We start from the raw sequence: 22,660 nt of genomic DNA on the forward strand, positions 1-22,660 counted from the left end.
GCGACGCCCTCGAAGGAGCACCCATGCACCCCGGCAGTTCCCGGCTCGGCGGCACCGCGCTGACCCTCGCCTACGACCAGCGCACCATCACCGAGAACCTGACCGTCGCGGTACCCGACAACTCGTTCACGGTGATCATCGGGCCGAACGCGTGCGGCAAGTCGACGCTGCTGCGCGCGCTGTCCCGGATGCTGCGCCCGAGCGCCGGCACCGTGCTGCTCGACGGGCGGGACATCCACGACCTGCCGGCCCGCAAGGTGGCCCGCACTCTCGGTCTGCTCCCCCAGTCGTCGATCGCGCCGGACGGGATCACCGCCGCCGAGTTGGTCGCCCGGGGTCGCTACCCCCACCAGGGGCTGCTGCGGCAGTGGTCGCGCGAGGACGAACGGGTGGTCGAGGAGTCGATGGCCGCGACCGGTGTCGACGACCTCGCCGACCGGTCGGTGGACGAGCTGTCCGGCGGGCAACGGCAGCGGGTGTGGATCGCCATGGCGCTGGCCCAGCAGACCCCGCTGCTGCTGCTCGACGAGCCGACCACGTACCTCGACATCGCCCACCAGATCGAGATCCTGGACCTCTGCGCCCAATTGCACGAGGAGCAGGGGCGCACGCTGGTCGCGGTGCTGCATGACCTGAACCACGCGGCCCGCTACGCCACGCACCTGATCGCCATGCGCGACGGGCGCGTGGTTGCCGCCGGGGAACCGTCGTCGGTGGTCACCGCCGACCTGGTGGCGGAGGTGTTCGGGCTGCCCTGCCGGGTCATCGACGACCCGGAGACCGGCACCCCGCTGGTCGTGCCGGCGGCCCGGCGGCGCGCCACCACCCTCGCCCCGGAGCCGGCGTGAGCGAGCGCAGCGAGCCAACCAGCAAGCACAGCAGGGAGCAGACCGGCAGGCGCGGCGGCGCCCGGCGTTTCCGTGACCCGTGGGGCGTGCCGCACCTGCGTGCCGGCGACCCGCTCGCGTTGGCGGCGGCGCAGGGCCGGGTGACCGCGTACGACCGGGCCTGGCAGATCGAGGTGGAACGGCACCGCGCCCAGGGCACCAGCGCCGCATTCCTCGGCGTCGACGCGCTCGACTGGGACCGGTTCGCCCGGCAGGTCCGGCTCGACGACACCGCACGCCGCTGCCATGCGGCGCTCGACCCGGCGACCGCCGAGTGGGTAAGCGCGTACGTGGCCGGGGTCAACGACGGTCTCGCCGCCGGGGCGGCCCGCGCGCCGGAGTTCGCCGCCACCGGGCTGACGCCGGGCCGGTGGGAGCCGTGGACGCCGCTCGGGGTCTGGTTGGGCCACCACATCCTGTTCGCGGGCTTCCCCGGCAAGCTCTGGCGGGAGCACGTGGCGCAGCGGCTCGGCCCGGAGGCGGTGGACGTGTTCGCCACCGACGGGCCGTCCGTCGCCGGCAGCAACGGTTGGCTGCTCGCCGCCGAACGCACCGGCACCGGCGCCGCGCTGCTCGCCGGGGATCCGCACCGGTTCTTCGAGGATCCGGGGGTCTACCAGCAGATCCGGCTCGCCTGCCCGGAGTACGACGTGGTCGGGCTGGCGGTGCCCGGTGTGCCGGGCATCGCGCACTTCGGGCACGCCGGGGCGGTGGCCTGGGCGATCACCAACGCGATGGCCGACTACCAGGACCTGTACGCCGAGCGGCTACGCCGGGACGGCGACCAGGTGCAGGCGCTCGGCCCGGACGGTTGGCGGCTCGCGCACTCCCACCTGGAGACGATCGAGGTGGCCGGAGCGGACCCGGTCGAGGTCGAGGTGGTGGAGACCGACCGAGGTCCGGTGATCGTCGGCGGGCCGGACGACGAGACGGCCATCAGCCTGCGCTACCCGCCCCGGGTCCGCGCGGAGCTGGGCTTCGCGACGCTGCCGGAGTTGCTGCGCGCCCGCACCGTGACCGATGTGGACCACGCGCTGCGGCACTGGGTCGAGCCGGTCAACGTGGTGCAGGCAGCGGACACCGCCGGAGGGCTGTTGCACCGGGCCGCCGGGGCGGTGCCGGTGCGGCATCCGGACAACGGGCGACGGGTGGTCCCCGGGTGGGACGCCGAGCACGCCTGGCAGGGCTGGTACGCGCCGATGCCCCGGGCCACGGTGGTCGGCCGGGCGGTGATGGCCAACGAGCGAGGGTTGGCGGCACCGCTCGGGGTCGAGTTCGCCCCGCCGCACCGAGCCCGCCGGATCGCCGAGCTGCTCGACGCCGGTCACGACTGGACGGCCGACGGGCTGGCCGAGGTGCACACCGACACGTACCTGGGCTCGGCCGAGCCCCTGCTGGCGGTGCTGGAAGGGCTGACCGGGCTCGACCCGGCCACCGCAGCGCTGCGTGAACGGCTGCGACGCTGGGACCGGCGGATGGCCGCCGACAGCACCGACGCGGCGCGGTTCGCCGCCCTGCGGGCCGCTGTCGTACGTCGGATCGCCGCCCATCCGGCGCTGGCCGCGTTGGCCGAGCCGCCCGCGTACCCGGAGGTGTTCGCGCCCTGGTTGGCGCTGACGCCGCGCGTCGGTTACGCGCTGGAGCACCTGCTCGGCGCGGCGTCGCTGCCCGGCGTGGACGTGGCCGCGCTGGTGCGTGCGGCGGCCGATGAGGTCGCCGGCGCGGCGGAGGACCCGGTGCGCTGGGGCGATCTGCACCGGCTGGCGGCGTGGCGGGCGTTGCCCGACCCGGACCCCGGGCCCGGCCCTCGACTCGACGGCGATCACGACTGTGTGCTGGCCACCTCCAGCGTGCCCGGGGTCACCCACTGGTGCTTCCGGGGGCCGACGGCGCGCTTCGTCTGGGACCTGGCCCGACGCGAGGACAGCCGTTGGGTGGTCCCGCTGGGCACCTGTGGCGTGCCCGGCGACGCGCACCACGACGACCAGAGCCCCGCCTGGCTGTCCGGGGAGCTGCTGCCGGTGATCACCGAATGGGATCAGCTCGTCGAGGAGCGGGACGCCCACGATCGGAACGCGGACCGGCCGCCGCCCGGGATGCGCCAGGCAGCGGCCGATTTCGGTGGCGTCAGCGCAGGCCGAACGCCCGGCTGAACGCTGCCATGGCGCAAACCCGCCATCGCCGGCTCACCTCGTGGGCACGCCGAGGGTGGTCAGCTCGGCCAACCGGTCCAGCTGCTCCGGGTCGGACAGGGCGGAACCGACCGCCACCACCCGTACGCCGGCTTGCAGGAACGCGCCGGCGTTGCCCGCGTCCAGGCCGCCGGTCGCGACGAACCGCAGCTGCGGCAGCGGACCGGCGACGGCCTTGAACCAGGCGGGCCCGAGAGAGATCGCGGGGAACGCCTTGAGCCAGGTGAGGCCGTGCCGCAGCGCCTGCTGGGCCTCGGTGGGGGTGGCCACACCGGGCAGGTGCGGCAGGCCACGCGCGGCGGCGGCGTCGGCGACCGCGAGGTCCAGGCCGGGCGCGACGGTGAACGCGGCACCCGCGTCGGCTGAGGCAGCGACCTGCTCGACGTCGAGCACGGTGCCCGCGCCGACGATCCGCCCGCGCTCGGTGCCCGCCTGGACGGCGGCGCGCAGAGCCGGCACCGCCTCGGGGGTGGCCACCGGAACCTCCACCACGTCGATGCCGAGGTCCCAGGCCCGCTCAGCGAGCCGGACCGTCTCGGCGACCGGCAGGCCGCGCAGGATGGCCATCACCCGGGCACCGCCGAAGATGTGGTCGAAATCCGCTGTGGTCATGGTCCACTCCATCCGAGATCGCGGTGAGTCTGTTGGCTGCTGGCCCGATCGGAAACCGACCACTCAGACCCGCGCTGGCGCGCCGGTCAGATCGAGCGGCGACCAGGCCTCGTCAGGGGCGGCGAGCAGCCTCTCGAACCAGGCCCACGGCGGGACCGGGGCGTTGTCGCCGCTGCTGGTCAACGCCTGCGCCGCGACCAGGTGGCCGAGGCGCAACCGCCGCACGGGATCCAGGTCGCGCAGCAGCCCGGCCAGGTAGCCGGCGGCGAAGGCGTCGCCGGCGCCGACCGGCTCCACCACGGCCACCCGGGGAGCGGGCACGAAGACCGGCTCGGCGTCACGGCACATCGCTGTGGCACCGACCGCGCCGTCCTTGACCACCAGCGTCTCCGGGTCGGGCAACAACCGGCGTACGGCCAGCGGGTCGGTGGTGCCCCACAGCGTCTCCGCCTCGTCCTGGCCCACGAAGACCAGGTCGCAGCGGTTGGCGAGGTCACGCAGCACCGGCGCGGCCTGCTCGGCGGGCCACAGCCGAGCCCGGTGGTTGACGTCGAAGCTGACCAGCGACCCCGCCAGCGGGCGGGCGGTCACCGCGTGCTCGACCAACGCCCGGCAGGACGCGGAGAGCGCCGGGGTGATGCCGGACAGGTGCAGCACACGGGCGCCGGCCAGCCTCGGGTCGGCCAGCGTCTCCGGGGCCATCCGGGAGGCCGCCGACCCGGCCCGGTAGTAGTGCACGGCGGTGCCCTCCGGGCCCGGGTCCTTGACGTACAGACCGGTGGGGGCGGCCGGGTCCACGACGACCTGGTCGACCCGGACGCCAGCGGCGGCGACGTGCCGGACGACGGCCCGACCGAAGGGGTCGTCGCCGACCCGGCTCACCCAGGTCGCCCGGTGCCCCAGCCGGGCCAGGTAACCGGCCACGTTGGACTCCGCGCCGCCCACCGAGACGGCGACCCGTTCGGCGTGCTCCAGCGGCTCACCCGGCGCGGGGCAGAGCACCACCATCGTCTCGCCGACCGCGACCACCTCGACCGGCGCAAGGCCGCCCGGGACGGATGCCAGGTCAGGTCGGTGGTCGGTCGGCATGGGCGCACACGTCCTCGCGGCGAGAGTCCTGGGCGCCGCCGAGCCTATGGTGTCCCGCGTGAGCCGGGCAACCCGGTGCCGAGGGTCAGGGCAACGTCAGCCCGTACGCGGCCAGCACCTCCGCGATCGGCTGGTAGTAGGTGGTGCCGCCGGAGGTGCAGTTGCCGCTGCCGCCGGAGAGGATGCCGAGGATGGCGCCGGTGGAGGCCACGTAGAGCGGTCCGCCGCTGTCCCCCGGCTCGGCGCAGATGTTGGTGCGGATCAGGCCGTAGATCACCCCGTTGGAGTAGTTGACGGTCTGGTTCAGACCGGTGACGGTGCCGCACCGCACCCCGGTGGTCACACCGCTGCGACACACCGCCTGACCGACGTACGCGTTGCCGGGACCGTTGATGGGCAGCAGTCCGGGGTAGGTGTAGACCGCGCTCGGATGCGCGATCCGGCCGGTGTAGCGGATCAGCCCGTAGTCGTTGCCGGGGAAACTGGTGGCGGTGCGGGTGCCCAGCACCGTGGTCTGGGCGCTGTCGGCGTACCAGGTGCTGGCGGTGGTGGTGCAGTGCCCGGCGGTGATGACGTAGTAGGTGCTGCCGCTGCGCACGTTCGCTCCGAGCGAGCAGCGACCGCCGCCACCGCCGTAGATGCCCTGCCCGGCGGCGATCAGTGTGCGCAGGGTTCCGGGTTCGCGGCGCAGCAGCGCGCCGGCCCGGTCGGCTGTCGCCCGCAGCGCCCTCAGCTCGGCGGGAGTCACGGTGTCGTCGACGGTGAGGGTCATCCGGCCGGTGGCGGGGTCGAGGCCCCAGGCGGTGCCGGCGGTGCGTACCCCGGCCAACACGGCCGCCGGTTCGGCGGCGGTCGCGGCGGCCCGGTCGGGGACGGCGGCCTGCGCCGCGCCGGGTGCGACGAGCAGGAGGACGGTCAGGACGAGGGCGACGAGCGGGGAGCGGCGCATCCAAGCCTCCGCGGAAATCGAAATAGACGGATGTCGTTCAGCATCGCCCGGCGTCCGACGTGGTGGCAACCTTCGGCCGTCCCCTTCCCCGACCCGCGAGAATCGCCGATCTGGGGACGGGTCGCGCCGACGCCGCCGATAATCCTCGGGAGACGGCGGGAGGCCGGGCATGACCACCGGAGGCACCGCGGCACTGGTACGCCGTCGGGACGGGTCGACCCGGGCGACGCTGCTGGAGTTGCTCTTCGACGTGGTCTTCGTGGCCGCGCTCGCGCAGACCTCGAAGCTCCTCGCCGATCAGGAATCCTGGGCGCGCAGCGCTGCGGTGTTGCTGATGCTGACGGCGATCTGGTGGACGTGGTCGGTCACCTCCACCACGACCGAGTTCTACGACCCGCAGCAACGCCCCATCCAGGCCATTCTCATGGTGGCCATGGTCGGATCGGTGGGGATGGCGGCCTCGCTGCCGATGGTCGCCGGTGGGCAGGCCATGGCCTTCGCGCTCGCCTACGTCGGCACCCACGTGGTGCGCGGCATCGTCCTGGTCAGCACGTTGTACCGACAGCATCACCCCTCGGCCATGGCGCGAGCCACCCGGTTCCTGTTCTGGTTCCTGGTGTCCGGCGTCCTCTGGATCGTCGGGGCGCTGGCCGACACCGCGCGGTGGTGGATCTGGACCACCGCGATCGCCATCGACCTGCTCTCCGCGGCGGCGCGCTACCCCACACCGCGGCTCGGCCGGGTGCCTCTCGACCAGTACGACCGGACCACCGCGCACCTGGGCGAGCGGTACCAGCAGTTCGTCATCCTGGCCCTCGGCGACATCATCCTGGTGCCCACCCTGGAGCTCAGTCGCAGCGAGTTCGACCGCCTCAGAATCACCGCCCTGCTCTGCGCGTTCGTCATCATGCTGCTGCTGTGGCAGATCTATGTCTATCGGGCCGGCGAGTTGCTCGAAACCGCGGCCGCGTCAGTGCCCGGCCGGTCCACCCGGATCGCTCCGTACACCCATCTGGTGCTGCTGGTCGGCGTGGCGGTCACGGCGGCCTCCTTCGACCTGGTCGTCGACCGGCCGACCGGAACGACACCGGTGCGGTGGCTGATGCTGATCATCGGCGGGCCGCTGTTGTTCGTGCTCGGCCGGGCACTGTTCACCTATCTGTTGTCCGCTCGCGTGCCGTGGCGGCGAGTGATGTGGCAACTGCTGCCGCTGCTGCTGCTGCCCTGGGCCGGCGGCTGGCCACCGGTGCTGGTCACCGCGATCGTGGCCCTAGGGCTGGCCGGGCACGTCCTGGTCCCCACCGGCGACGGCCGGGAGACCAGGCGGGGGCTCGGACCACGAGACGCCGCCGGATGACCTCCGCCGGTCAGGCGATGTGTCGGCCGGCCCACTCGGCGAGGTCCCGGGCGCACGCGTCCACCGACTCCTTCCAGGTCCGGGCCGCGCCCTCCCCCGCCTCGTCGCTGACCTGCTTGACCACTCGGCACGGCACACCGGCCTGTGCGGCGGCCCACGCCACCGCGTACCCCTCCATGTCGACCAGGTCGGCGCGCTGCGCCAACCGGTCCCGGGCGTCGTCGTCGGCCACGAACGTGTCACCGGTGGCCAGCACCGCGCCCTCGGTGGCCAGCGACAGTGGCGCCCCGTAGGTCTCGCCGGTGAGCGTCCGCAGCAGGTCGGTGTCCAGGTCGTGCTGGAGCACTGTGGCGACCTCGTGGATGCCGGCCCACCCGGGGCGCAACGCCCCGGCCGTGCCCAGGTTGAGCAGCAGGCGCGGTCGTGGCCCGGCGGCCAGCACCGCCGCCACCGCGCTGGCGGCGTTCACCTTCCCCATGCCGGTGAGCAGCACCGGCAGGTCGGGCGGCAGGTAGCGGGCCTCCTCCCCGACGGCGAGCACCACCAGCGGACGATCGGCGCGGACCGTACCCCGAAGATTCACCGGAGCATCGTACGAGCCGGCTCCTCGACCACCAACCGCACCCAGCCACCGCTCAGCGGGGACGCATCGCGCGTTCAGCCGGGTGCGGCAGGCTGAACCGGCGAGCAACCGGGCGACGGCGGTCCGGTCCGCCGACGGAGAGGTGACGACGGTGTACGACGGACAGGAGTTCCTGCGCGACAACCGCTGGTGCCTGAGCCGGCGCGGTCTGCTGACCGGGGCGGGCGCTCTCGGTGCCGCCGGGCTGCTGAGCGCCTGCGGCGCCGGTGACAGCCCGACGGGCGGTACGGCGTCCGCTGCGCCCGGCACGGTGCTGGCCCGCACCGGGGACGTTCCGGTCGGTGGCGGCACGGTCGCCGGGGGCGTGCTGGTCGTACAGCCCGAGGCCGGCGCCTTCAAGGCGTACGACGCGACCTGCCCGCACCAGGGCGTCCGCGTGGGCGCACCCCGCGACGGGGTGATCACCTGCCCCGCGCACAACTCGACCTTCTCCGCCGGCGACGGTGCCCGACTGGGCGGCCCCGCCACGAAGGGCCTGACGGAGATCCCGGTCCGCGTCGACGGCACGACCATCGTGCGCGCCTGACGTTCGGTCAGTCTTCGGCGAAGCGGTAGAGCACGAAGTCCTTCTCCGCGCCGCAGGCGATCACGTGGGTGTTCCACGAACAGGACGCGCTGCGGACGTCCTTCAGCTCGCCCAACTCGTCCACCTCACCGGACTCGGCCCACACACCGGCCAGTACGCGGTTGTCCGCGACCACGCTGGGCGCCTTGGCGAAGACCAGCAGGTTGCCCTCGTCCAGCCGGACCGCCACACCGCCCCGGTCGGACAGCACCGGCTTGCCGGCGGCGTCGAAGAGGGTGACGGTCGGGTCCGGGTACTCCCGTTGGGCGAGCAGCCGCTCACCCAACGGGACCAGGTCGGTCACGCCCGGCGCCGACCAGCGGATCGCGGGCTCACCCTCGGTCGCCGCCACCACCTCGGTGCGCGCGGCGTCGTTGTTCGGCACCTGCAACAGGCAGGCCCGCCGCTCGCCGCAGGCCACCAGTCCCTTCGGGCGGTAGTCGTCGTTGCCCGCCCGGTGCAGCACCACCGGCGCCGCGTCGGAACCCAGGTCGTACGACAGCAGCTGGTACCCGCCGTCGTTGCCGGCCACGTACAGGCGGTCCTCGTGCGCGACCACCAGGTCGTCCAGGTCCGCGACGCTGCCCCAGCGGCGCAGCACCTTGCCGGACTCCATGTCGAGCAGCCGCACCGACCGGTCCGCGCCGACCTGGATGAGCTGCCGCCCCTTGCCCGTCCACGAGTTGCGGGGCGTGCCGTCGAGGAAGGCCGGCCCGCCCGCCGCCTTCGCGGTGCCCACCGGCCGGACCACTGTGCGGCTGCCGTCGAACTGGTCGCGGGGGGTGGGCTGGGCCCACTTCTGGGTGCCGTTGCTCAGGCGCAGGCCGACCAGTTGGGCCGCGGTCCGGTCCACGAGAACCGCCGTGTCGTCGGCGAAGTAGACGTTGTCGTCACCACGGATCGACCGCTGCCAACGCTGTTCGCCCGTACGCGCGTCGAGCACGGCCAGCGGGCGCGGGGTGCTGTCGCCCGATGCGTCGGCGAGGACCGCGACCGCCCCGGGGACGGCGATGATCGCCTCCCAGTCGTCGGCCCGCGCGTCGGTCTGCTCGCGCCACAGCTCGTCGCCGGTTGCGGTGTCGACGGCCACTACCTCCAGCCGGTCGTCCGGCAGCGGGAACCCGAGGTAGGCCCGGTCGCCGAGCATCGCCGTCCACATGCCGGCCGGCCGCTCGGTCCCGGCCTTGGGCCGGGACAGTTCACGCAACGACCCGAACTCCAGATCCGGGTAGCGGTCACGGGTCAGGTAGATCGTCGCCGCGGCGCCCACCCCGACCAGGGCCAGCACCGCGCCGAGCACCACCCAGCGCGCCCGCCGCCAGCGCGGCCCACCCGCTGGCAGGGTCGGGGCCGCTGCGGCCCAGCCCGGCCCGGGAGGCGGGCCCGCCGGCGGGGTCGGCCCCGGCCAGGGCTGCGACGGTACTACCGGCGCGGCGGCTCCGGCCGGTGCGGGCGGGCTAACGGGGCCTGGCGCGGGCGGGCTCACAGGGCCCGGCGCGGGCGGTGGTCCCGCGTACGCCGGGGCGGGCAGCGGCTTGCGCAGCGGCAGGTCGGTCAGTGCGCCCTCGGCCACCGGCAGCTCCGGCTGGTCCAGCACGGTCGGGGCGACCCCCAGCTCGGCGTGCAGCATCCGGGCCACCAGCGGGATCCGTGACGAGCCGCCGACGAGGAACAGCCCGGCGAGCTGGTCGGGGCTGAGACCGGCTGCGGCGATCACCTCCCGGGCCCGCTCCACCGCCCGGCGCAGCAACGGCGTGGCCGCCCGCTCGACGTCCGCCCGGGTCAGCTGGACCGTATCGGCCACCCCCGGCACGGCGACCGGCGCGACAGTGGAGCGGGACAACGTCTCCTTCGCACCCCGTACCTCGTCCCAGAACCGCACCTGGTCGCGGCGCTGCGCCGGGTCCGCCGGCCGGGTCAACCGGGCCCACTGCGCGGCGTGCCGTTCACCGACCAGCTCACCGACCCGCCGCACCAGGGCCGCGTCGAGGTCCAGACCGCCCAGGTCGGGCAGGCCACCGTCGGCGACCACGCTGAAGCCGGAGTCACCCCACGGGTCTGCGCCCTCGTTGCGCAGCACCGCGACGTCGAGCGTGCCGCCACCGAAGTCGAACACCGCGATCGCGCCGCCGACCGGCACCGGACGATGCAGCACCTGCGTGTAGTAGCGGGCGGCGGCCACCGGCTCCCGCAGCAGCCGGGTGCCCGGCGGCGTCGGCCCGGCCAGGGTGTGCTCGGCCACCTGCGGCCACCCCGCCAGCAGCAGGGCGTCGGCGAGCACCTGCCGTCGCGTCGCGTCCCAGGCGGCCGGGCAGGTGAGAACGGCCGGGGGCAGGAAGCCGACGGTGCCCACCGCGGCCCGCGCGACCGATGCCAGCACCGCGGCGAGCAGGTCGGCCGGCGGGTACGAGCGGTCGCCGAGCACAATGGTCGGCTCGTCCACCCGGCGCTTCGGGTTCGCCTCGAACCGGGCCGGGTCGGCCTGCGCCAACCGCCGGGCGTCCCACCCGGTGTGCAGGGTGCCGTCCGGGTCGGCGTACACGGCGGAGGGGCTGAGCGGTTGACCGTCCATCAACAGCGGACGGGTGCGCCCGTCGGGCCAGCGCAGCACTGCGACGGTGTTGGACGTACCAAGGTCGACGCCGAGGGCGAAACCCTCGTGCTGGCCTGCCATCTGCCCGATACCTCCGCCGCGACGAGGGGAACTCGACCCCGCATCGTACGCAGGCCCCGCCGCCGGGCTGATCACTCGGTCAGGGGACGGTCGGGATCGTCCGCTCAGTGCGTGGAACGTTCGCCGACGACCTCCCCGTCGCTGCTCTCCCCGGTGGGGCGGAACCCGAGCTTCAGGTAGAACTGCTCCGGGCCTTCCGCCCCCGGATGCCACGTCGTGAAGACGCGGTCGTGCCCGCGCTCACGCGCCTCCGCACGGACGGCGTCCACCGCGAAGCGGCCGTGCCCGCGGCCCTGGTGCTCGGCGGCGATGTTCAGCCGCCACAGACCCGAGCGCAGGTCGTCCGGTCGGGCCGGGTCCCACACGATGTCGAAGAAGCCCATCAGGAAGCCGACGATCTCGTCACCCTCGACGATCAGACGTGGCCACGCGACCTCGGGCTGCGCGTACGCCTCGGCGAGGGACCAGGCGACCGGGGACGAGAACTTCTCCTGGTCCGGCCGCACACTCACCCGGCATGCGGCTTCGACGTTGTCCGGGGTGATCTGCACGAGTCGCGGCACGCCGGCCACCCTATCCACCGACCCTCTCGTTGGTCGTTTGCACGTCGGCCGCTCGCAGGAGCCGGAGTTGACCGATCTCCGCGACGTTCTTCATCAGCTCGGCGTTGACCCAGCCGATCGTGTGCGTGACCGTGTGGTCGGTCCCGCCCGGCCAGGGGAACGTCGCGTTGCCGTCGAGGTCGGCGTCGCTGAGGTGGTCGAGCAGGCCCAGCCATTCGGTGCGCAGGCCCCGCAGCCACGCCACGCTCGGCTCACCCGCGCCGGGCCAGACCACGGCCGTGCGCTGGCGCGGTGGCGCACCCCGGAGATGATCCATGGTCACGGTCCACCACCAGCCGATGTGCCACGTGAGCCAGCCGATCGTCGGCGCCGGGACCGGGTCGGGTTCGGTGTCGGCCCAGTCCGGCGTCCAGGTGCCGTCGGCGCTGCGCCGGACCGACCAGCAGTGCGGGGTCGGCTCCCAGAGGAAGTCGTCGGCTTCGAGTCGTTCGAGGTGGTACTCGAACAGCGCCCACGTCAGGTCGAACTGCCAGCGCAGGAGGGCAATGGACGTTACGGACATCCGAGGATTCTGTCGGGGCGCCGGCGTCGCCGTCGACAGAATAAACACCCGCCGGCTCATGACCGGCGTGCGGGTGATGACTGTGCGGCATCTTGATGCCGCACAGTCATCACGCTCGCAGCGAGTACCCCGCCGGCGCGGGCCCAACGCGACGATCAGGAGTCGGCGGCGCAGCGCGCGGAGAGGGCGTAGCGGAGCAGGACCACGTCGCCGATCTGGCGGGCCTCGGCCAGCCGGGCGCGGCGGCCCGGGTGCCAGGGGAAACGACCCTCGCCGACGAACCGGGGCGCCCGCCCGTCGCCGACGAAGAACGGGGCGACCACCAGGTGCAGCTCGTCGGCGAGACCGGCGGCGAGGAACTGGGCGTGCACCGTCCCGCCGCCCTCCACCATCAGCCGCTGCACACCCCGCGCGGCCAGGTCGGTCAACAGCCATCCAGGGTCGACCGGCTCGCCCGCGTCGATGACGGTGGCCAGGCGACCGAGGCGCTCCCGGGTCTTCTCGACCGCGTCGGTGGCGCAGTAGACGAGCCGGGTCGAATCACCGGCGGTGAAGAAGCGGGCGGTCGGGTCGAGATCACCCTGGGCGGTCAGCGTGACCTTGGTGGGTGATTCGGGTCGGCCGGACGCGGCCCGCTCCGCCCGCCGACTCGGCGAGCGCACCAGCAGCCGCGGGTCGTCGCGGCGGACGGTGCCGGCACCGACCAGGATCGCGTCGCAACTGGCCCGGACCGCGTCGACCCGGTCCAGGTCGTCGTCGTTTGACAGCAGCAGGCGTTGCTCGGAGGCGTCGTCGATGTAGCCGTCGATCGAGGCCGCGCAGCTGAGCAGCACGTACGGTCGCGAGGGCTCAGGCTGGCAGCTCATCGGGGGCCAGCCCGGTCGGAGGTGCCACTCGTGAGCGCTTCCGCCGCCTCGGCCTCCGCCGCCTTGGCCGCCTTCGCCGCCAGGTAGTCCGCGTTGGCCGGGGAGAGGAACACGCTGGTGGGCACCCGCTCGGCGACGTCCACGCCCAGCTTCGTCAGCTGCTCGGCCTTGTCCGGGTTGCTGCTGAGCAGTCGGATCCGCGGCACGTCCAGCGTGGCCAGCATCTGTGCGGCGGCGGTGTAGTCCCGCTCGTCCTCGCCCCGGCCCAGCGCCACGTTGGCCTGGTAGGTGTCCAGCCCGGCGTCCTGCAACGCGTACGCGTCGAGTTTGGCGTACAGGCCGATGCCGCGACCCTCCTGGCGCAGGTAGAGCAGGAAACCGCCAGCTTCGGTGATCCGCTGCACCGCCTCGCGCAACTGCGGCCCGCAGTCGCAGCGTTGGCTGCCGAACACGTCGCCGGTCAGGCACTCGCTGTGCGGGCGGACCAACGGGGGCTCTCCCCCGGCGGCGAGCCGGTCCAGAGCGCCCGCCCAGTCGCCGAGACCGAGTGCGAGGTGCTCCCGGCCGTCCACCAGGCCCTTGAACGAGAACACCCGGACCGTCGTGGAGTAGCCGTCGGGAAACGTCAATGGCACCGTGACCTGCGTACGGATCGTGGCGACCGGCAATGCTTCGGGCATGGGACTCCTCTGTCCGGCGCCGCCGACGCGCGGCGACGCGTACGTCTCACAACCGACTCAACAGCCGCCGACGGGGGCGGCTTCCCGGGCGGCGACCGGAACTCGATTGCGCCGGGCCAGCAGCACGGCCGCTCCGGGCAGGCTGGCGACCAGGATCAGTGCACCGTAGACGGTGGCGGTGGCGACGCCCTCGGCCGCGCTGAGGCCGGCCGCGCCGAACACCCACGCGGCCACCCCCTCGCGCGGGCCGAAGCCGGCGACGTTCAACGGCAGGCCCATGGCGAGCAGGGCGAGCAGCGTCAACGGCAGGAGTCGTGACAGCGGGGCGTCCGATCCGGCGGTACGTGCCGCCACCAGGAAGGTGGCCAGGTGACCGGCGACCATCACCGCGGAGGCGATCAGCACGCCGAGCCAGGTGCGCCGGGCCAGCAACCCGGACCGCACGTCCGCCACGGCGGTGCGCATCGCCCGCGCCCAGCGCGAGGGGCCGGCGTTCGGCACGGCCCGGGCCAGCAGCACGGTGACCAGCCCTCCCGCGAGCAGCATCCCGGCGGCGATCGGCAGGTACGGCCGCACCGGGGACGGGAAGGCCGCGAGCACCACCAGCGCGACGCCGACCAGCACCACCTGCCCGGCGGTGCGTTCCCAGACCACCGCGCGGATGCCCCGGCTGACGTCACCGGCGTCCCGGCCGTGGCGGACCGCCCGGTGCACGTCGCCGAGCACACCGCCGGGAAGGGTGGCGTTGAGGAACACGGCCCGGTAGCAGTGCGCCACGGCGGTCGCCAGCGGCAGCCGCACGCCCAGACCACCGGCGACCAGGCTCCACCGCCATGCCGCGCAGACAGTGGTGAGCACCCCGATGACCAGCGCCGCAGCCAGCGCCGGCGCGTCGATCAGTCGCACCCCGGCGAGGAACGGGCCGGTGCCCACCTGCCACAACAGGACGGCGAGCAGACCCACCCCACCGACCACTCGTGCCCAGGCCCAGAACATCGGCGTCGGCCCTCCCCTTGAAGATCGTCCACTTGCCCTAGTCCACGTACCCAGGGTGAGAACGGTTCATCCGTCGGCGAGGAGGTCACTGTGTTCGACCAGGACGGTGAGCCGCCCGGCCGCCGCGTCGGCCAGCCGACGCCGGGCGTACGCCTCGGCCGGGCCGGCCAGGTCGGGACGCTCTTCGCAGGCCGCGCCCAGCCAGCCCCGGAACCACTCGGCGGCCAGGTCGGCGTGCTCCGGGCCCAGCCGCCACGGGCTGGGCCGTTCCCGCACGTGCACGCCCCGCCGGGCGAACGCGGCGACGGTGGCGGCGACGGCGTCCGGGCCGAGCAGCCGCCGGCCGTCGACCGTACGCCGTTGGTGGTCGTTGAACGCGGCCTCGACCACCGCGTCCAGTGGATCGGCCGGGGTGAACCGGACCCGCCCGGTCACCGAGAGGGCGAAGAGGGTCGGCCGGCCCACGCAGGCGGCCACCACCCGCTCGATCTCCTCGACGCTGAGCATGTCCAGCAGCGCGGACGCGGTGAACAGCGAAGCATCGGCCAGGTCGGCGGCGCTCAGCCGGGTGAGGTCACCGCAGCGGGTGCTCACGGTGACCGGGGCGCCGTCGGAGGCGCTCACCCCGGTCATGCCCTCGGCGGCGCGGGCCAGCAGGTCGGCGTCGCGGTCGTGCAGCACCCAGTGCTGCGCGCCGGGCAGGCGGGGTGCCACCCAGCGGCTCATCGAGCCGGTGCCGCTGCCCAGGTCGTGGATCACCGTCGGGGCGTCACCGGCCAGTCGGGGGCGAACGGCGTCCAGCAGGTCCTCGGCACGCGCCGCCGCGTCGGCCGGCTCCCGCAGTCGCAGCCAGTCGGCGAACGGCAGGGTCTCCTCGACGGTCATCCCGCCACCTCCTCCAGCGCGGCGGCCAGCAACGCGGTGGTCACCGGCCAGTCGGTCAGGGTGTCGCGCCGGGCCAGAGCGGCACGCCGCAGTCGAGCCCGCAGCGGGTCGTCGGTCAGCCAGCGGGTCAACGCGTTGGCCAGCGCGGCGGGGTCGTCCGGGGCGACGAGCAGGCCAGGCCGGTCACCGCCGGGCGTGTGACCGAGCGCCTCCGGCAACCCGCCGACCTCGGTGGCGAGCACCGGCAGGCCGCGCGCCAGCGCCTCGGTGACGACCATCCCGTACGTCTCGCCCCGCGACGGCAGGACCAGCAGGTCGGAGTCGGCGTACGCGGCGTCCAGCGCCGCTGCGGTCAGCGGACCGACGAGGCGCACCCGCTCGGTGAGGCCGGCGCCCGTGAGCCGTTCCCGCAGCCGCCGCACGAGGTCCGGCTCCCGGGTCAGGGTGCCCGCGCACACCATCGTCCAGCGCAGCCCGACCAGCGTGGACAACGCGTCGACCAGCACGTCGTGCCCCTTGTGGTGGGTGACGGCCGCGACGCAGAGCAGCCGGTCGCCGGTGACCGAGCCGGGTGCCGGCGGTGCCGGCCGCACCCCGGGAGGCGCCGCCCGGATCCGGTCGGCGAGCGCCGGATGGCGGGCCACCAGGTGACGGCGGGTCCACTCGCTGGTGGTGACGACGGCCCGGGCGGTGGTCAGCGCCCGGGCCTCCGCCGCGTCGTCGAACGGCAGGTGCACGAGGACGACCAGGCGCAGCCGGCGGGCATGCGGCACGAGCAGGTCCGGCACTGTCGAGGCGATCAGGCCGTCGAGCAGCACCACGGCGTCGTCGGGCGTGGCGTCGAGCAGCTCGGTCAGCTTCGCCCGGTCGACCGGGTCGGGGGCCGGCCACGCGCCGGGCACCGGGTGCTCGCGCACCGACCAGCCGCGCTCACCGAGCCCCGCGCAGACCCGCCGGTCGTACGTGTTGCCACCGCTGGGAGTGGCCACGTCGTCGATGTCACCGGGCAGGACGACGTGCACCGTGCGGAAGGTCGTGTCCGACTCGCCGGTGGACGCCGTCCGACCGGCATCGATCACAGCGAACGCTCGTAGCTCGCCCAGGCGATGTGCGACTCGTGCAGCGTGACGGTGATGCCGGTGAGGTCACGCGCCCCCGCGCCCAGGTCACCGGCGTGGACCCGCTCGACCAGCCGGTCCGCGATGGTGCGGGCCAGCACCTCGGTGGTCGTGTTCACCCCGGCGAAGGCCGGCTCGTCGTCGAGGTTGCGGTAGGTCAGCTCGCCCAGCACGGCCCGCAGCTGCTCGGTGGCCAGGCCGATGTCGACCACGATTCCGTCGGCGTCCAGGTCGGGCCTGCGGAACGTCGCGTCCACCACGAAGGTGGCTCCGTGCAGACGCTGGGCCGGGCCGAACACGTCGCCCCGGAAACTGTGGGCGATCATCATGTGATCCCGAACGGTCACGCTGAACACTGTCACTCCCCGTCGTCGTAGGTGATGAGGTGGCAGAGCGCGGGCAGGTCGCCCGTGCTCAGTCTGGCAAGCACGTCGGGCAGCTCCGCGAACCGGGACGCACCGGTGATCAGGGCGTCGAAGGCCGGGTCGTCGAGCAGGTCGAGGGCGAGCGCCAGCCGGTCGGCGTAGCTGCGCCGCCCACGCCGGGCGGGCGCGACCATGCCGACCTGGCTGCTGCGTACGCTCAACCGGCCGGAGTGGAACGCCCCACCCAGCGACACCTGCACCTGGCGGTCGCCGTACCAGCTCAGCTCGATGACAGTGCCCTCCGGCGCGAGCAGGTCCAGCGAGCGTTGCAGGCCGGCACTGGTGGCGCTGGCGTGCACCACGAGGTCCCGGTCGCCGGTCGCGTCGTCCGGTTGGGCGAACTCGACACCGAGCGCGCCGGCCACCCCGGCCCGCCGGGCGTCGGTGTCGACCAGCTCGACGTGCACGCCGGGAAAACGGGCGAGCAGCGCGGCGACACAGCAGCCCACCATGCCCGCACCCACGACGGTGACCCGGTCGCCGACCAGTGGTGCCGCGTCCCACAGCGCGTTGACGGCGGTCTCCACCGTGCCGGCGAGCACCGCCCGGGCCGGAGGCACCCCGTCCGGCACGGGCACCACGGCGGTGGCCGGCACGACGTACGCACTCTGGTGCGGGTGCAGGCAGAAGACCGTGCGCCCGAGCAGGTCCGGCGGGCCCTGCTCGACCACGCCGACACTGAGATAGCCGTACTTCACCGGGCCGGGGAAGTCACCCTCCTGAAAGGGCGCGCGCATGGCGGCGTGCTGGTCGGCGGGCACCCGGCCGGCGAAGACCAGCGTCTCGGTGCCCCGGCTGACCCCCGAGTACCGGGCCCGGACCAGCACCTCGTCGGGCCCCGGAGCGGGCAGCGTCACAGGCCGGATCTCCGCCGCGCCGGGCTCACGCACCCAGCAGGCGTACGCCTCGCGGTTCACCGTCGCGCACCTCACCTCTTGCTCGAGGCCGCACCGAGCGGCCAGGCTTCCGTGCCCCTCCCGGGTTGTCGATCATAAACACGGAGCGGAGGTGTCCACAGTTCGAAGTGGTCCGATGACGGCTGACCACGCGACTGCTACCAGCGGTTGCGCGCCTCCTCGGCCCAGCCGACGAGCCCGTCGAGGCTCACCTTCGTCCCGTCGTCCGTCTTCGCCCAGCCGGAGAAGTGCCCGAAACACTGGTGGGTCTCGTTCGCGACGACACCCAGGTTGGTGCGGGCAACCTTCTCGTGGAACGGCTGGAACTCGGCCTCGACCCGTTCCCCGCTGATCCGCCACGGGCGAAGCCAGTCCGACCGGTCGTAGGTCCAGCGCAGTTCCTCGCCGATCTTGTGCAACCGGCCGTCGACGAACAGGCCGTTCTCGGTGACCCCGGTGCCGTCAGTCCACTGACCGCCGAGCTGGATCGCCCGTCCCGGTGCCGCACCGGCGGCCCAGTTCCACGTGATCGCGTACGGCCATCTGCCGCGACCGTGGTCCAGCACGGCGAACGCGTCCGGCCCACCGATCTCGTACTTCTGGCCGTGCAGTTCCAGTGTGCCGAGGACAGGGCGGCCGACGTCCTTGACCGTGTACTGGAATCGCGTAGGGCTCCACGGCACGACCACGCCGAGCGACTCGTGACCGGCCGGCAACGGCACGTCCACCTCCAGCCGCACTCCGGGGGCGCTCGCCGAGATGGCGGTGCCGTCCGGGCGCTGAGCGATCCGGATCGCCAGGCCACCGCCCTGTGCACGAACCTCGCCCACGCCGCTGTGCGGCGGTAGTACCGTTCCGCGCGCCAGCGGCACCACCACGTCGGCCTTCGTCTCGGTGCCGCTGTCCCGGTCGAGCACATAGACGCTGTGCACGCCGGCGTAGTCCAGCGACGAGGCGACCAGCCCGACGATGTGCTGCGGCGTCACGATGCCCCAGTACTCCCACCGCTTGGTCCGGCCCCAGCCGCGCAGGTTCGCGGTGTGCAGCGGGCGGCGTGTCCAGCCGACCGCCGCAGGATTGAGCCGCCCGCCCGGTTGGCACAGCTCGGCAGGTGAGGACAGTTCGCGTTCGTGGGTCACGAGGTGCACGATAGCCCCGCCACCCTCCGAGACACCCGACCACAGGGTCGGTGGTGCCGCCTGGAAGGGCTTCGCCAGCTGCGGGTGCTACCAGCTGCGCACTCGCCAGAGTTCCACCACAGCTGGCCGCATCCCGCAGCCGGCGGGCTGACAGGTCCGGGACTTGGCCGGGTCCCATACCTGCTCGCCGGTCGGCGTCCGGCTCGGCCTGCCGGAGCACCTTTTGACTCAACTCGTTCTAAGTGAGCCATAACGGAGGCTATCCGGACCAAGAAGTCTGGTCAACGGCAGCATTTAAGACTGTTTCCGTCCTTAAATCGGTATGCTCGACGCATGACGCGTGCTGTCCCCGCCCCACCGAGCGGCACCCCCGGCAACGAGCGACTTGTCCTCGCCGCGCTGCGGGGCGGAGCCGTTCTCAGCCGGACCGAGTTGAGTGCCACGACCGGCCTGCCGAAGACGACGGTGACCGGCATCGCCAATCGCCTCCTGCAACGGGGCATGGTCGTCGAGCACACCGCCGACACCGGACGACGGCATCGCAGTCGCGGCCGACCCGCGAGTGGCCTCGCGCTGGCGGACCCCGGCGGCCTGGTCGCCGCCCTGTGCTTCAGCCACACCACGATCCGGGCCGCGGCGGTCGGCTGGGACGGCACCTTTGCCGCCCACCGGCAACGCGACATCGGTGGCGATCGCGACCAGCAACGCGTGCTCGACCGAGGGCTGCGCCTGCTCGAAGAGGCGTTCGCCGAGGCGGGGTCGACGCCGGAGCAGGCCGACTTTGCCGTCATCGGCGTTCCGGCAGCCTTCGAACGGGGGGTCGGGGCGGCATTCGGCCGGATGCCCGACGCCGCCCGCGAGGCCGTACCCGAGCTCGCAAAGGTCTTCGGTTGGTTTCGCTCAGACCCGCAGCCCATGGTCACCGAACGCCTGGGCATCCCGACGGCGGCGGAGAACTACGCCAACCTCGCAGCGCTGGGCGAGGCGACCGCCGGGGCGGGGCGCGGCCTGGACGACCTCATCTACATCAAGCTGGTCGAGGGGGTCGGCGCCGGGCTGGTCCTCGGTGGCCGACTGCACCGAGGTGCGCGCGGCCTGGCTGGGGAACTGGCGCATGTGCAGGTGCTTCCCAACGGACGATGGTGCCTCTGCGGAAGTCGCGGCTGCCTCGCGGTGACGTACGGCGACTTCGTGGAAACGATCGGCTCGACCTACCCGCAACCGATGACTGTCGCCGACATCCGCGAGCTCGCGGCTGCGGGCGAGGTGGGCACCCGACGCATCCTGGCGGACCTCGGTCGGGGCTTCGGGCGAGTGCTCGCCGACGTCTGCGTGCTGCTCAGCCCGGAGGCAATCATCGTGGACGGAGCGCTCGGCGCGGCGGCAGAACCGTTTGTCGCCGGCATGCGCGAAGCGATGGACCAGCGCATGCCGAGCGTCATGGCGGAGTCCGTGCAGCTGCTCACCGGCGAGCTCGGGGAACGGGCCGAGCTGCTCGGTGCGGTCGCGCTCGCTCGGGCGGGACAACTGCCCGCCGCGACCGTCAGCCGGTAACGGACGGGTCACGGACGCAGCGCGTCCGCAACACCAAATTCACCCTGGTGTTGCGAAGTCTCCTGGTAGCGGTAATGTTCTGCCGGACAACAAAGCCTTCCTCCGTCCTCGGCCGGTCGGGGGAAGCGCCAGCGTCGCGACCGTTCCACTCCGGCTCCTTGCCCGGTACTCGCCTGAACCGTCGCCTGGCCTCCTTCACGGGCCGGTGCATTCGTTGATCCGATGCACCTCCCGTTCACGTGGACTCCCCCGTCCACGACAACCTGCGGCACCGGACCGGTGCGAGCCGGGGACCTCCCCTGCCGCAAAAATGGAGGTACGACCACCGATGAAGATCCGACCCACCGCTCGATGGGTGGCGGGGGTGTCAGCCGCAGCGACTGTTGCCCTGGCCGTCACCGCAGGCCCACCCGCCATGGCAAATTTCGCCAGCGCCTCACGCGGCGCCAGCACCTACCCCGGCCAGTCCCCCGTCGTCCAGACCGACAAGGGTGCGGTCCGTGGCGAGGCCAAGAGCATGGTGACCTCCTTCAAGGGCATCCCCTTCGCCGCGCCGCCGACCGGCGACCTTCGCTGGAAGGCACCGCAGCCGGCCGCCAGGTGGAAGGCCACGAGGGACGCGACACAGTTCGGGGCTTCCTGCGTACAGGGCACCGGCTGGGATCCCGGATATGACAAGCCCACGCTGACCGAGGACTGCCTCTACCTCAACGTGTACCGCCCCAGCACCGCCTCAAAGAAGAACCTCCCGGTCTTCTTCTGGATCCACGGCGGCGGCAACTTCGCCGGCGCAGGGCGCGACACCAACCCGGACAAGTTCGTGACGCGGGAGGACGTCGTCTACGTCACGATCAACTACCGGCTCGGCGCCATGGGCTACCTCGTGAACCCGGCCCTTGAGGCGGACAACCGCGACGGCTCGGCCGGCAACTTCGCGATCCTGGACCAGCAGGCGGCTCTGCGCTGGGTGCAGAAGAACATCAAGGCGTTCGGCGGCAACCCCGACAACGTCACAGTTGCCGGGCAGTCCGCGGGCGCCGGCAACACGGCCGTGCAGCTTGCCTCGCCCACCGCGCGAGGTCTCTTCGACCGCGCCATCCTCCAGAGCGGAGGCGGCAGTCCTCTGCGGACGTTGCCGGCGGCCCGAGAGAGCGGCGAGCAGTTCAGCGCCGAAATCGGCTGCCCGACGGGCGCGGGCCAGGTCGACTGCCTTCGCTCGAAGAGCCCCACCGAGATCCTCGCGGCGCAGGCCAAGGTCCGTCAGTCGGGCGCCGTCGCCGGCACTCGCGTCGTGCCGACCGATCCGATCGAGCTGATGAAGACCGGCAAGCTGACCGACCTGCCGGTCCTGGTCGGCGGCACCTCCGACGAGTCGCAGCAGAGTGTCTTCGCCGCGTACGACTACCTCGACAAGCCGCTCACCACCGCACAGCTCAACACCCTGATCTCCACCACGTACCCGAATGGTGTCGACCAGATCCGTGCCACCTACCCGGTGGTGAACTACAAGTCGCCCACCGTCACCTGGGGTGCGATCCAGAGCGACCAGCGTGCGTGTCGGGATCAGACGCTGCGCGAGCGGCTGGCGAAGGACACCAGGACCTACGCCTACGAGTTCGCCGAGAAGAATGGCCCGGCCTTCGTCTCGATCTGGCGCCTCAACACCGACTACCCCTTCGGTGCCACCCACGTGAACGACCTCGGCTACCTCTGGGACTACCTCGGCACGGCCCTGCCCTTCAGCGGCGAGCAGGTCGACCTGTCCAACCAGATGATCAGCTACTGGGGCAGCTTCGCCCGCGACGGTAACCCGAACGTGCAGTTCGCGCCGACCTGGCCCCGGTACGCCCCGCAGGGTGACCTCCTGCAGTTCGCGGCACCCAGCGCCCAGCGGGTCGCCGACACCAAGGTCGGCGAATCGCACAACTGCTCGGTGTGGGACGCGGTCAGTCCCGCTGTCTGACCACGTCAGCGAGGTCCGCGAAATGGTGCCTCGGCACCACCTCGC

The 22,660-nt window shown here is 73.1% G+C and carries 21 protein-coding genes; 6 read left to right on the top strand and 15 right to left on the bottom strand.

Annotation, left to right across the window (positions count from 1 at the left end):
- Positions 1-23 precede the first annotated feature (23 nt).
- On the top strand, positions 24-848 hold the full coding sequence (locus GA0070619_RS14310; protein WP_088948524.1) for an ABC transporter ATP-binding protein: 825 nt from the start codon (positions 24-26) through the stop codon (positions 846-848).
- On the top strand, positions 845-3,040 hold the full coding sequence (locus GA0070619_RS14315) for a penicillin acylase family protein (RefSeq protein WP_088948525.1): 2,196 nt from the start codon (positions 845-847) through the stop codon (positions 3,038-3,040). The genes GA0070619_RS14310 and GA0070619_RS14315 overlap by 4 nt, the downstream gene beginning before the upstream one ends.
- A 33-nt stretch (positions 3,041-3,073) precedes the next feature.
- On the opposite strand, the gene GA0070619_RS14320 is transcribed toward GA0070619_RS14315, so the two are convergent.
- The 3 genes from GA0070619_RS14320 to GA0070619_RS14330 all read right to left on the bottom strand — a co-directional run bounded on the left by GA0070619_RS14320 (position 3,074) and on the right by GA0070619_RS14330 (position 5,729).
- Complete coding sequence (locus tag GA0070619_RS14320) at positions 3,074-3,691, bottom strand: bifunctional 4-hydroxy-2-oxoglutarate aldolase/2-dehydro-3-deoxy-phosphogluconate aldolase (protein ID WP_088948526.1); 618 nt, start codon at positions 3,689-3,691, stop codon at positions 3,074-3,076.
- A 63-nt stretch (positions 3,692-3,754) separates the two neighbouring features.
- Positions 3,755-4,780, bottom strand: a complete 1,026-nt coding sequence (locus GA0070619_RS14325; protein WP_088948527.1) for a sugar kinase — start codon at positions 4,778-4,780, stop codon at positions 3,755-3,757.
- A gap of 85 nt (positions 4,781-4,865) precedes the next feature.
- The gene (locus tag GA0070619_RS14330) at positions 4,866-5,729 is read right to left on the bottom strand and encodes a S1 family peptidase (protein WP_088948528.1); all 864 of its coding nucleotides are present in this window, start codon (positions 5,727-5,729) and stop codon (positions 4,866-4,868) included.
- A 169-nt stretch (positions 5,730-5,898) separates the two neighbouring features.
- Between GA0070619_RS14330 and GA0070619_RS14335 the strand changes: the two genes are divergently transcribed.
- Positions 5,899-7,086: a low temperature requirement protein A gene (locus GA0070619_RS14335; protein ID WP_088948529.1), complete on the top strand. Its 1,188-nt coding sequence runs from the start codon at positions 5,899-5,901 to the stop codon at positions 7,084-7,086.
- Between the two features lie 10 nt (positions 7,087-7,096).
- On the opposite strand, the gene GA0070619_RS14340 is transcribed toward GA0070619_RS14335, so the two are convergent.
- Positions 7,097-7,669: a nucleosidase gene (locus GA0070619_RS14340; protein WP_088948530.1), complete on the bottom strand. Its 573-nt coding sequence runs from the start codon at positions 7,667-7,669 to the stop codon at positions 7,097-7,099.
- 151 nt (positions 7,670-7,820) lie between these two features.
- Here GA0070619_RS14340 and GA0070619_RS14345 point away from each other — a divergent pair, with 151 nt between their 5' ends.
- Positions 7,821-8,255, top strand: a complete 435-nt coding sequence (locus GA0070619_RS14345) for a Rieske (2Fe-2S) protein (RefSeq protein WP_141912724.1) — start codon at positions 7,821-7,823, stop codon at positions 8,253-8,255.
- Positions 8,256-8,262: 7 nt separating this feature from the next.
- Here GA0070619_RS14345 and GA0070619_RS14350 read toward each other — a convergent pair whose 3' ends face one another.
- The 11 genes from GA0070619_RS14350 to GA0070619_RS14400 all read right to left on the bottom strand — a co-directional run bounded on the left by GA0070619_RS14350 (position 8,263) and on the right by GA0070619_RS14400 (position 19,098).
- Positions 8,263-10,968: an Hsp70 family protein gene (locus GA0070619_RS14350; protein ID WP_088948531.1), complete on the bottom strand. Its 2,706-nt coding sequence runs from the start codon at positions 10,966-10,968 to the stop codon at positions 8,263-8,265.
- Positions 10,969-11,072: 104 nt separating this feature from the next.
- Entirely contained in the window at positions 11,073-11,531 is a 459-nt protein-coding gene (locus GA0070619_RS14355) for a GNAT family N-acetyltransferase (protein WP_088951796.1), read from the bottom strand.
- Positions 11,532-11,541: 10 nt separating this feature from the next.
- Positions 11,542-12,093, bottom strand: coding sequence for a DinB family protein (locus tag GA0070619_RS14360; protein WP_088948532.1), 552 nt, complete (start codon positions 12,091-12,093; stop codon positions 11,542-11,544).
- Between the two features lie 155 nt (positions 12,094-12,248).
- Positions 12,249-12,959 (bottom strand): RibD family protein, encoded by a 711-nt coding sequence (locus tag GA0070619_RS14365; protein ID WP_088948533.1) that lies wholly within the window; start codon positions 12,957-12,959, stop codon positions 12,249-12,251.
- Positions 12,956-13,639: a GTP cyclohydrolase II gene (locus GA0070619_RS14370; RefSeq protein ID WP_088948534.1), complete on the bottom strand. Its 684-nt coding sequence runs from the start codon at positions 13,637-13,639 to the stop codon at positions 12,956-12,958. The genes GA0070619_RS14365 and GA0070619_RS14370 overlap by 4 nt, the downstream gene beginning before the upstream one ends.
- A 57-nt stretch (positions 13,640-13,696) precedes the next feature.
- Positions 13,697-14,635 carry a lysylphosphatidylglycerol synthase transmembrane domain-containing protein gene (locus GA0070619_RS14375; RefSeq protein WP_088948535.1) on the bottom strand — a complete coding sequence of 313 codons (939 nt, stop codon included), beginning with the start codon at positions 14,633-14,635 and terminating at the stop codon, positions 13,697-13,699.
- A gap of 66 nt (positions 14,636-14,701) precedes the next feature.
- Entirely contained in the window at positions 14,702-15,520 is an 819-nt protein-coding gene (locus tag GA0070619_RS14380) for a class I SAM-dependent methyltransferase (protein ID WP_088948536.1), read from the bottom strand.
- A complete protein-coding gene (locus GA0070619_RS14385) occupies positions 15,517-16,599 on the bottom strand; it encodes a glycosyltransferase family 4 protein (RefSeq protein WP_231927416.1) in 1,083 nt (360 codons plus the stop codon). The genes GA0070619_RS14380 and GA0070619_RS14385 overlap by 4 nt, the downstream gene beginning before the upstream one ends.
- Positions 16,596-16,994, bottom strand: a complete 399-nt coding sequence (locus GA0070619_RS14390) for a 6-pyruvoyl trahydropterin synthase family protein (protein ID WP_088948537.1) — start codon at positions 16,992-16,994, stop codon at positions 16,596-16,598. The genes GA0070619_RS14385 and GA0070619_RS14390 overlap by 4 nt, the downstream gene beginning before the upstream one ends.
- A 2-nt stretch (positions 16,995-16,996) precedes the next feature.
- Positions 16,997-17,980: a zinc-dependent alcohol dehydrogenase gene (locus GA0070619_RS14395; RefSeq protein WP_088948538.1), complete on the bottom strand. Its 984-nt coding sequence runs from the start codon at positions 17,978-17,980 to the stop codon at positions 16,997-16,999.
- A 137-nt stretch (positions 17,981-18,117) separates the two neighbouring features.
- A complete protein-coding gene (locus tag GA0070619_RS14400) occupies positions 18,118-19,098 on the bottom strand; it encodes a DUF2804 domain-containing protein (protein ID WP_088951798.1) in 981 nt (326 codons plus the stop codon).
- Positions 19,099-19,431: 333 nt separating this feature from the next.
- Here GA0070619_RS14400 and GA0070619_RS14405 point away from each other — a divergent pair, with 333 nt between their 5' ends.
- The gene (locus GA0070619_RS14405) at positions 19,432-20,652 is read left to right on the top strand and encodes an ROK family transcriptional regulator (protein WP_088948539.1); all 1,221 of its coding nucleotides are present in this window, start codon (positions 19,432-19,434) and stop codon (positions 20,650-20,652) included.
- A gap of 364 nt (positions 20,653-21,016) precedes the next feature.
- A complete protein-coding gene (locus GA0070619_RS14410) occupies positions 21,017-22,615 on the top strand; it encodes a carboxylesterase/lipase family protein (RefSeq protein WP_157743999.1) in 1,599 nt (532 codons plus the stop codon).
- Positions 22,616-22,660: the final 45 nt, after the last annotated feature.

The sequence above is a fragment of the Micromonospora zamorensis genome, assembly GCF_900090275.1.
In the GTDB taxonomy this organism is placed as follows: Bacteria; Actinomycetota; Actinomycetes; order Mycobacteriales; family Micromonosporaceae; genus Micromonospora; species Micromonospora zamorensis.

Bases quoted from the DNA above. Each gene is read 5' to 3' on its own strand.
- GA0070619_RS14365 (WP_088948533.1), bottom strand. From the start codon at position 12,959: ATGAGCTGCCAGCCTGAGCCCTCGCGACCGTACGTGCTGCTCAGCTGC.
- GA0070619_RS14375 (WP_088948535.1), bottom strand. From the start codon at position 14,635: ATGTTCTGGGCCTGGGCACGAGTGGTCGGTGGGGTGGGTCTGCTCGCC.
- GA0070619_RS14405 (WP_088948539.1), top strand. From the start codon at position 19,432: ATGACGCGTGCTGTCCCCGCCCCACCGAGCGGCACCCCCGGCAACGAG.
- GA0070619_RS14310 (WP_088948524.1), top strand. From the start codon at position 24: ATGCACCCCGGCAGTTCCCGGCTCGGCGGCACCGCGCTGACCCTCGCC.
- GA0070619_RS14360 (WP_088948532.1), bottom strand. From the start codon at position 12,093: ATGTCCGTAACGTCCATTGCCCTCCTGCGCTGGCAGTTCGACCTGACG.
- GA0070619_RS14320 (WP_088948526.1), bottom strand. From the start codon at position 3,691: ATGACCACAGCGGATTTCGACCACATCTTCGGCGGTGCCCGGGTGATG.
- GA0070619_RS14325 (WP_088948527.1), bottom strand. From the start codon at position 4,780: ATGCCGACCGACCACCGACCTGACCTGGCATCCGTCCCGGGCGGCCTT.
- GA0070619_RS14335 (WP_088948529.1), top strand. From the start codon at position 5,899: ATGACCACCGGAGGCACCGCGGCACTGGTACGCCGTCGGGACGGGTCG.
- GA0070619_RS14380 (WP_088948536.1), bottom strand. From the start codon at position 15,520: ATGACCGTCGAGGAGACCCTGCCGTTCGCCGACTGGCTGCGACTGCGG.
- GA0070619_RS14370 (WP_088948534.1), bottom strand. From the start codon at position 13,639: ATGCCCGAAGCATTGCCGGTCGCCACGATCCGTACGCAGGTCACGGTG.
- GA0070619_RS14350 (WP_088948531.1), bottom strand. From the start codon at position 10,968: ATGGCAGGCCAGCACGAGGGTTTCGCCCTCGGCGTCGACCTTGGTACG.
- GA0070619_RS14330 (WP_088948528.1), bottom strand. From the start codon at position 5,729: ATGCGCCGCTCCCCGCTCGTCGCCCTCGTCCTGACCGTCCTCCTGCTC.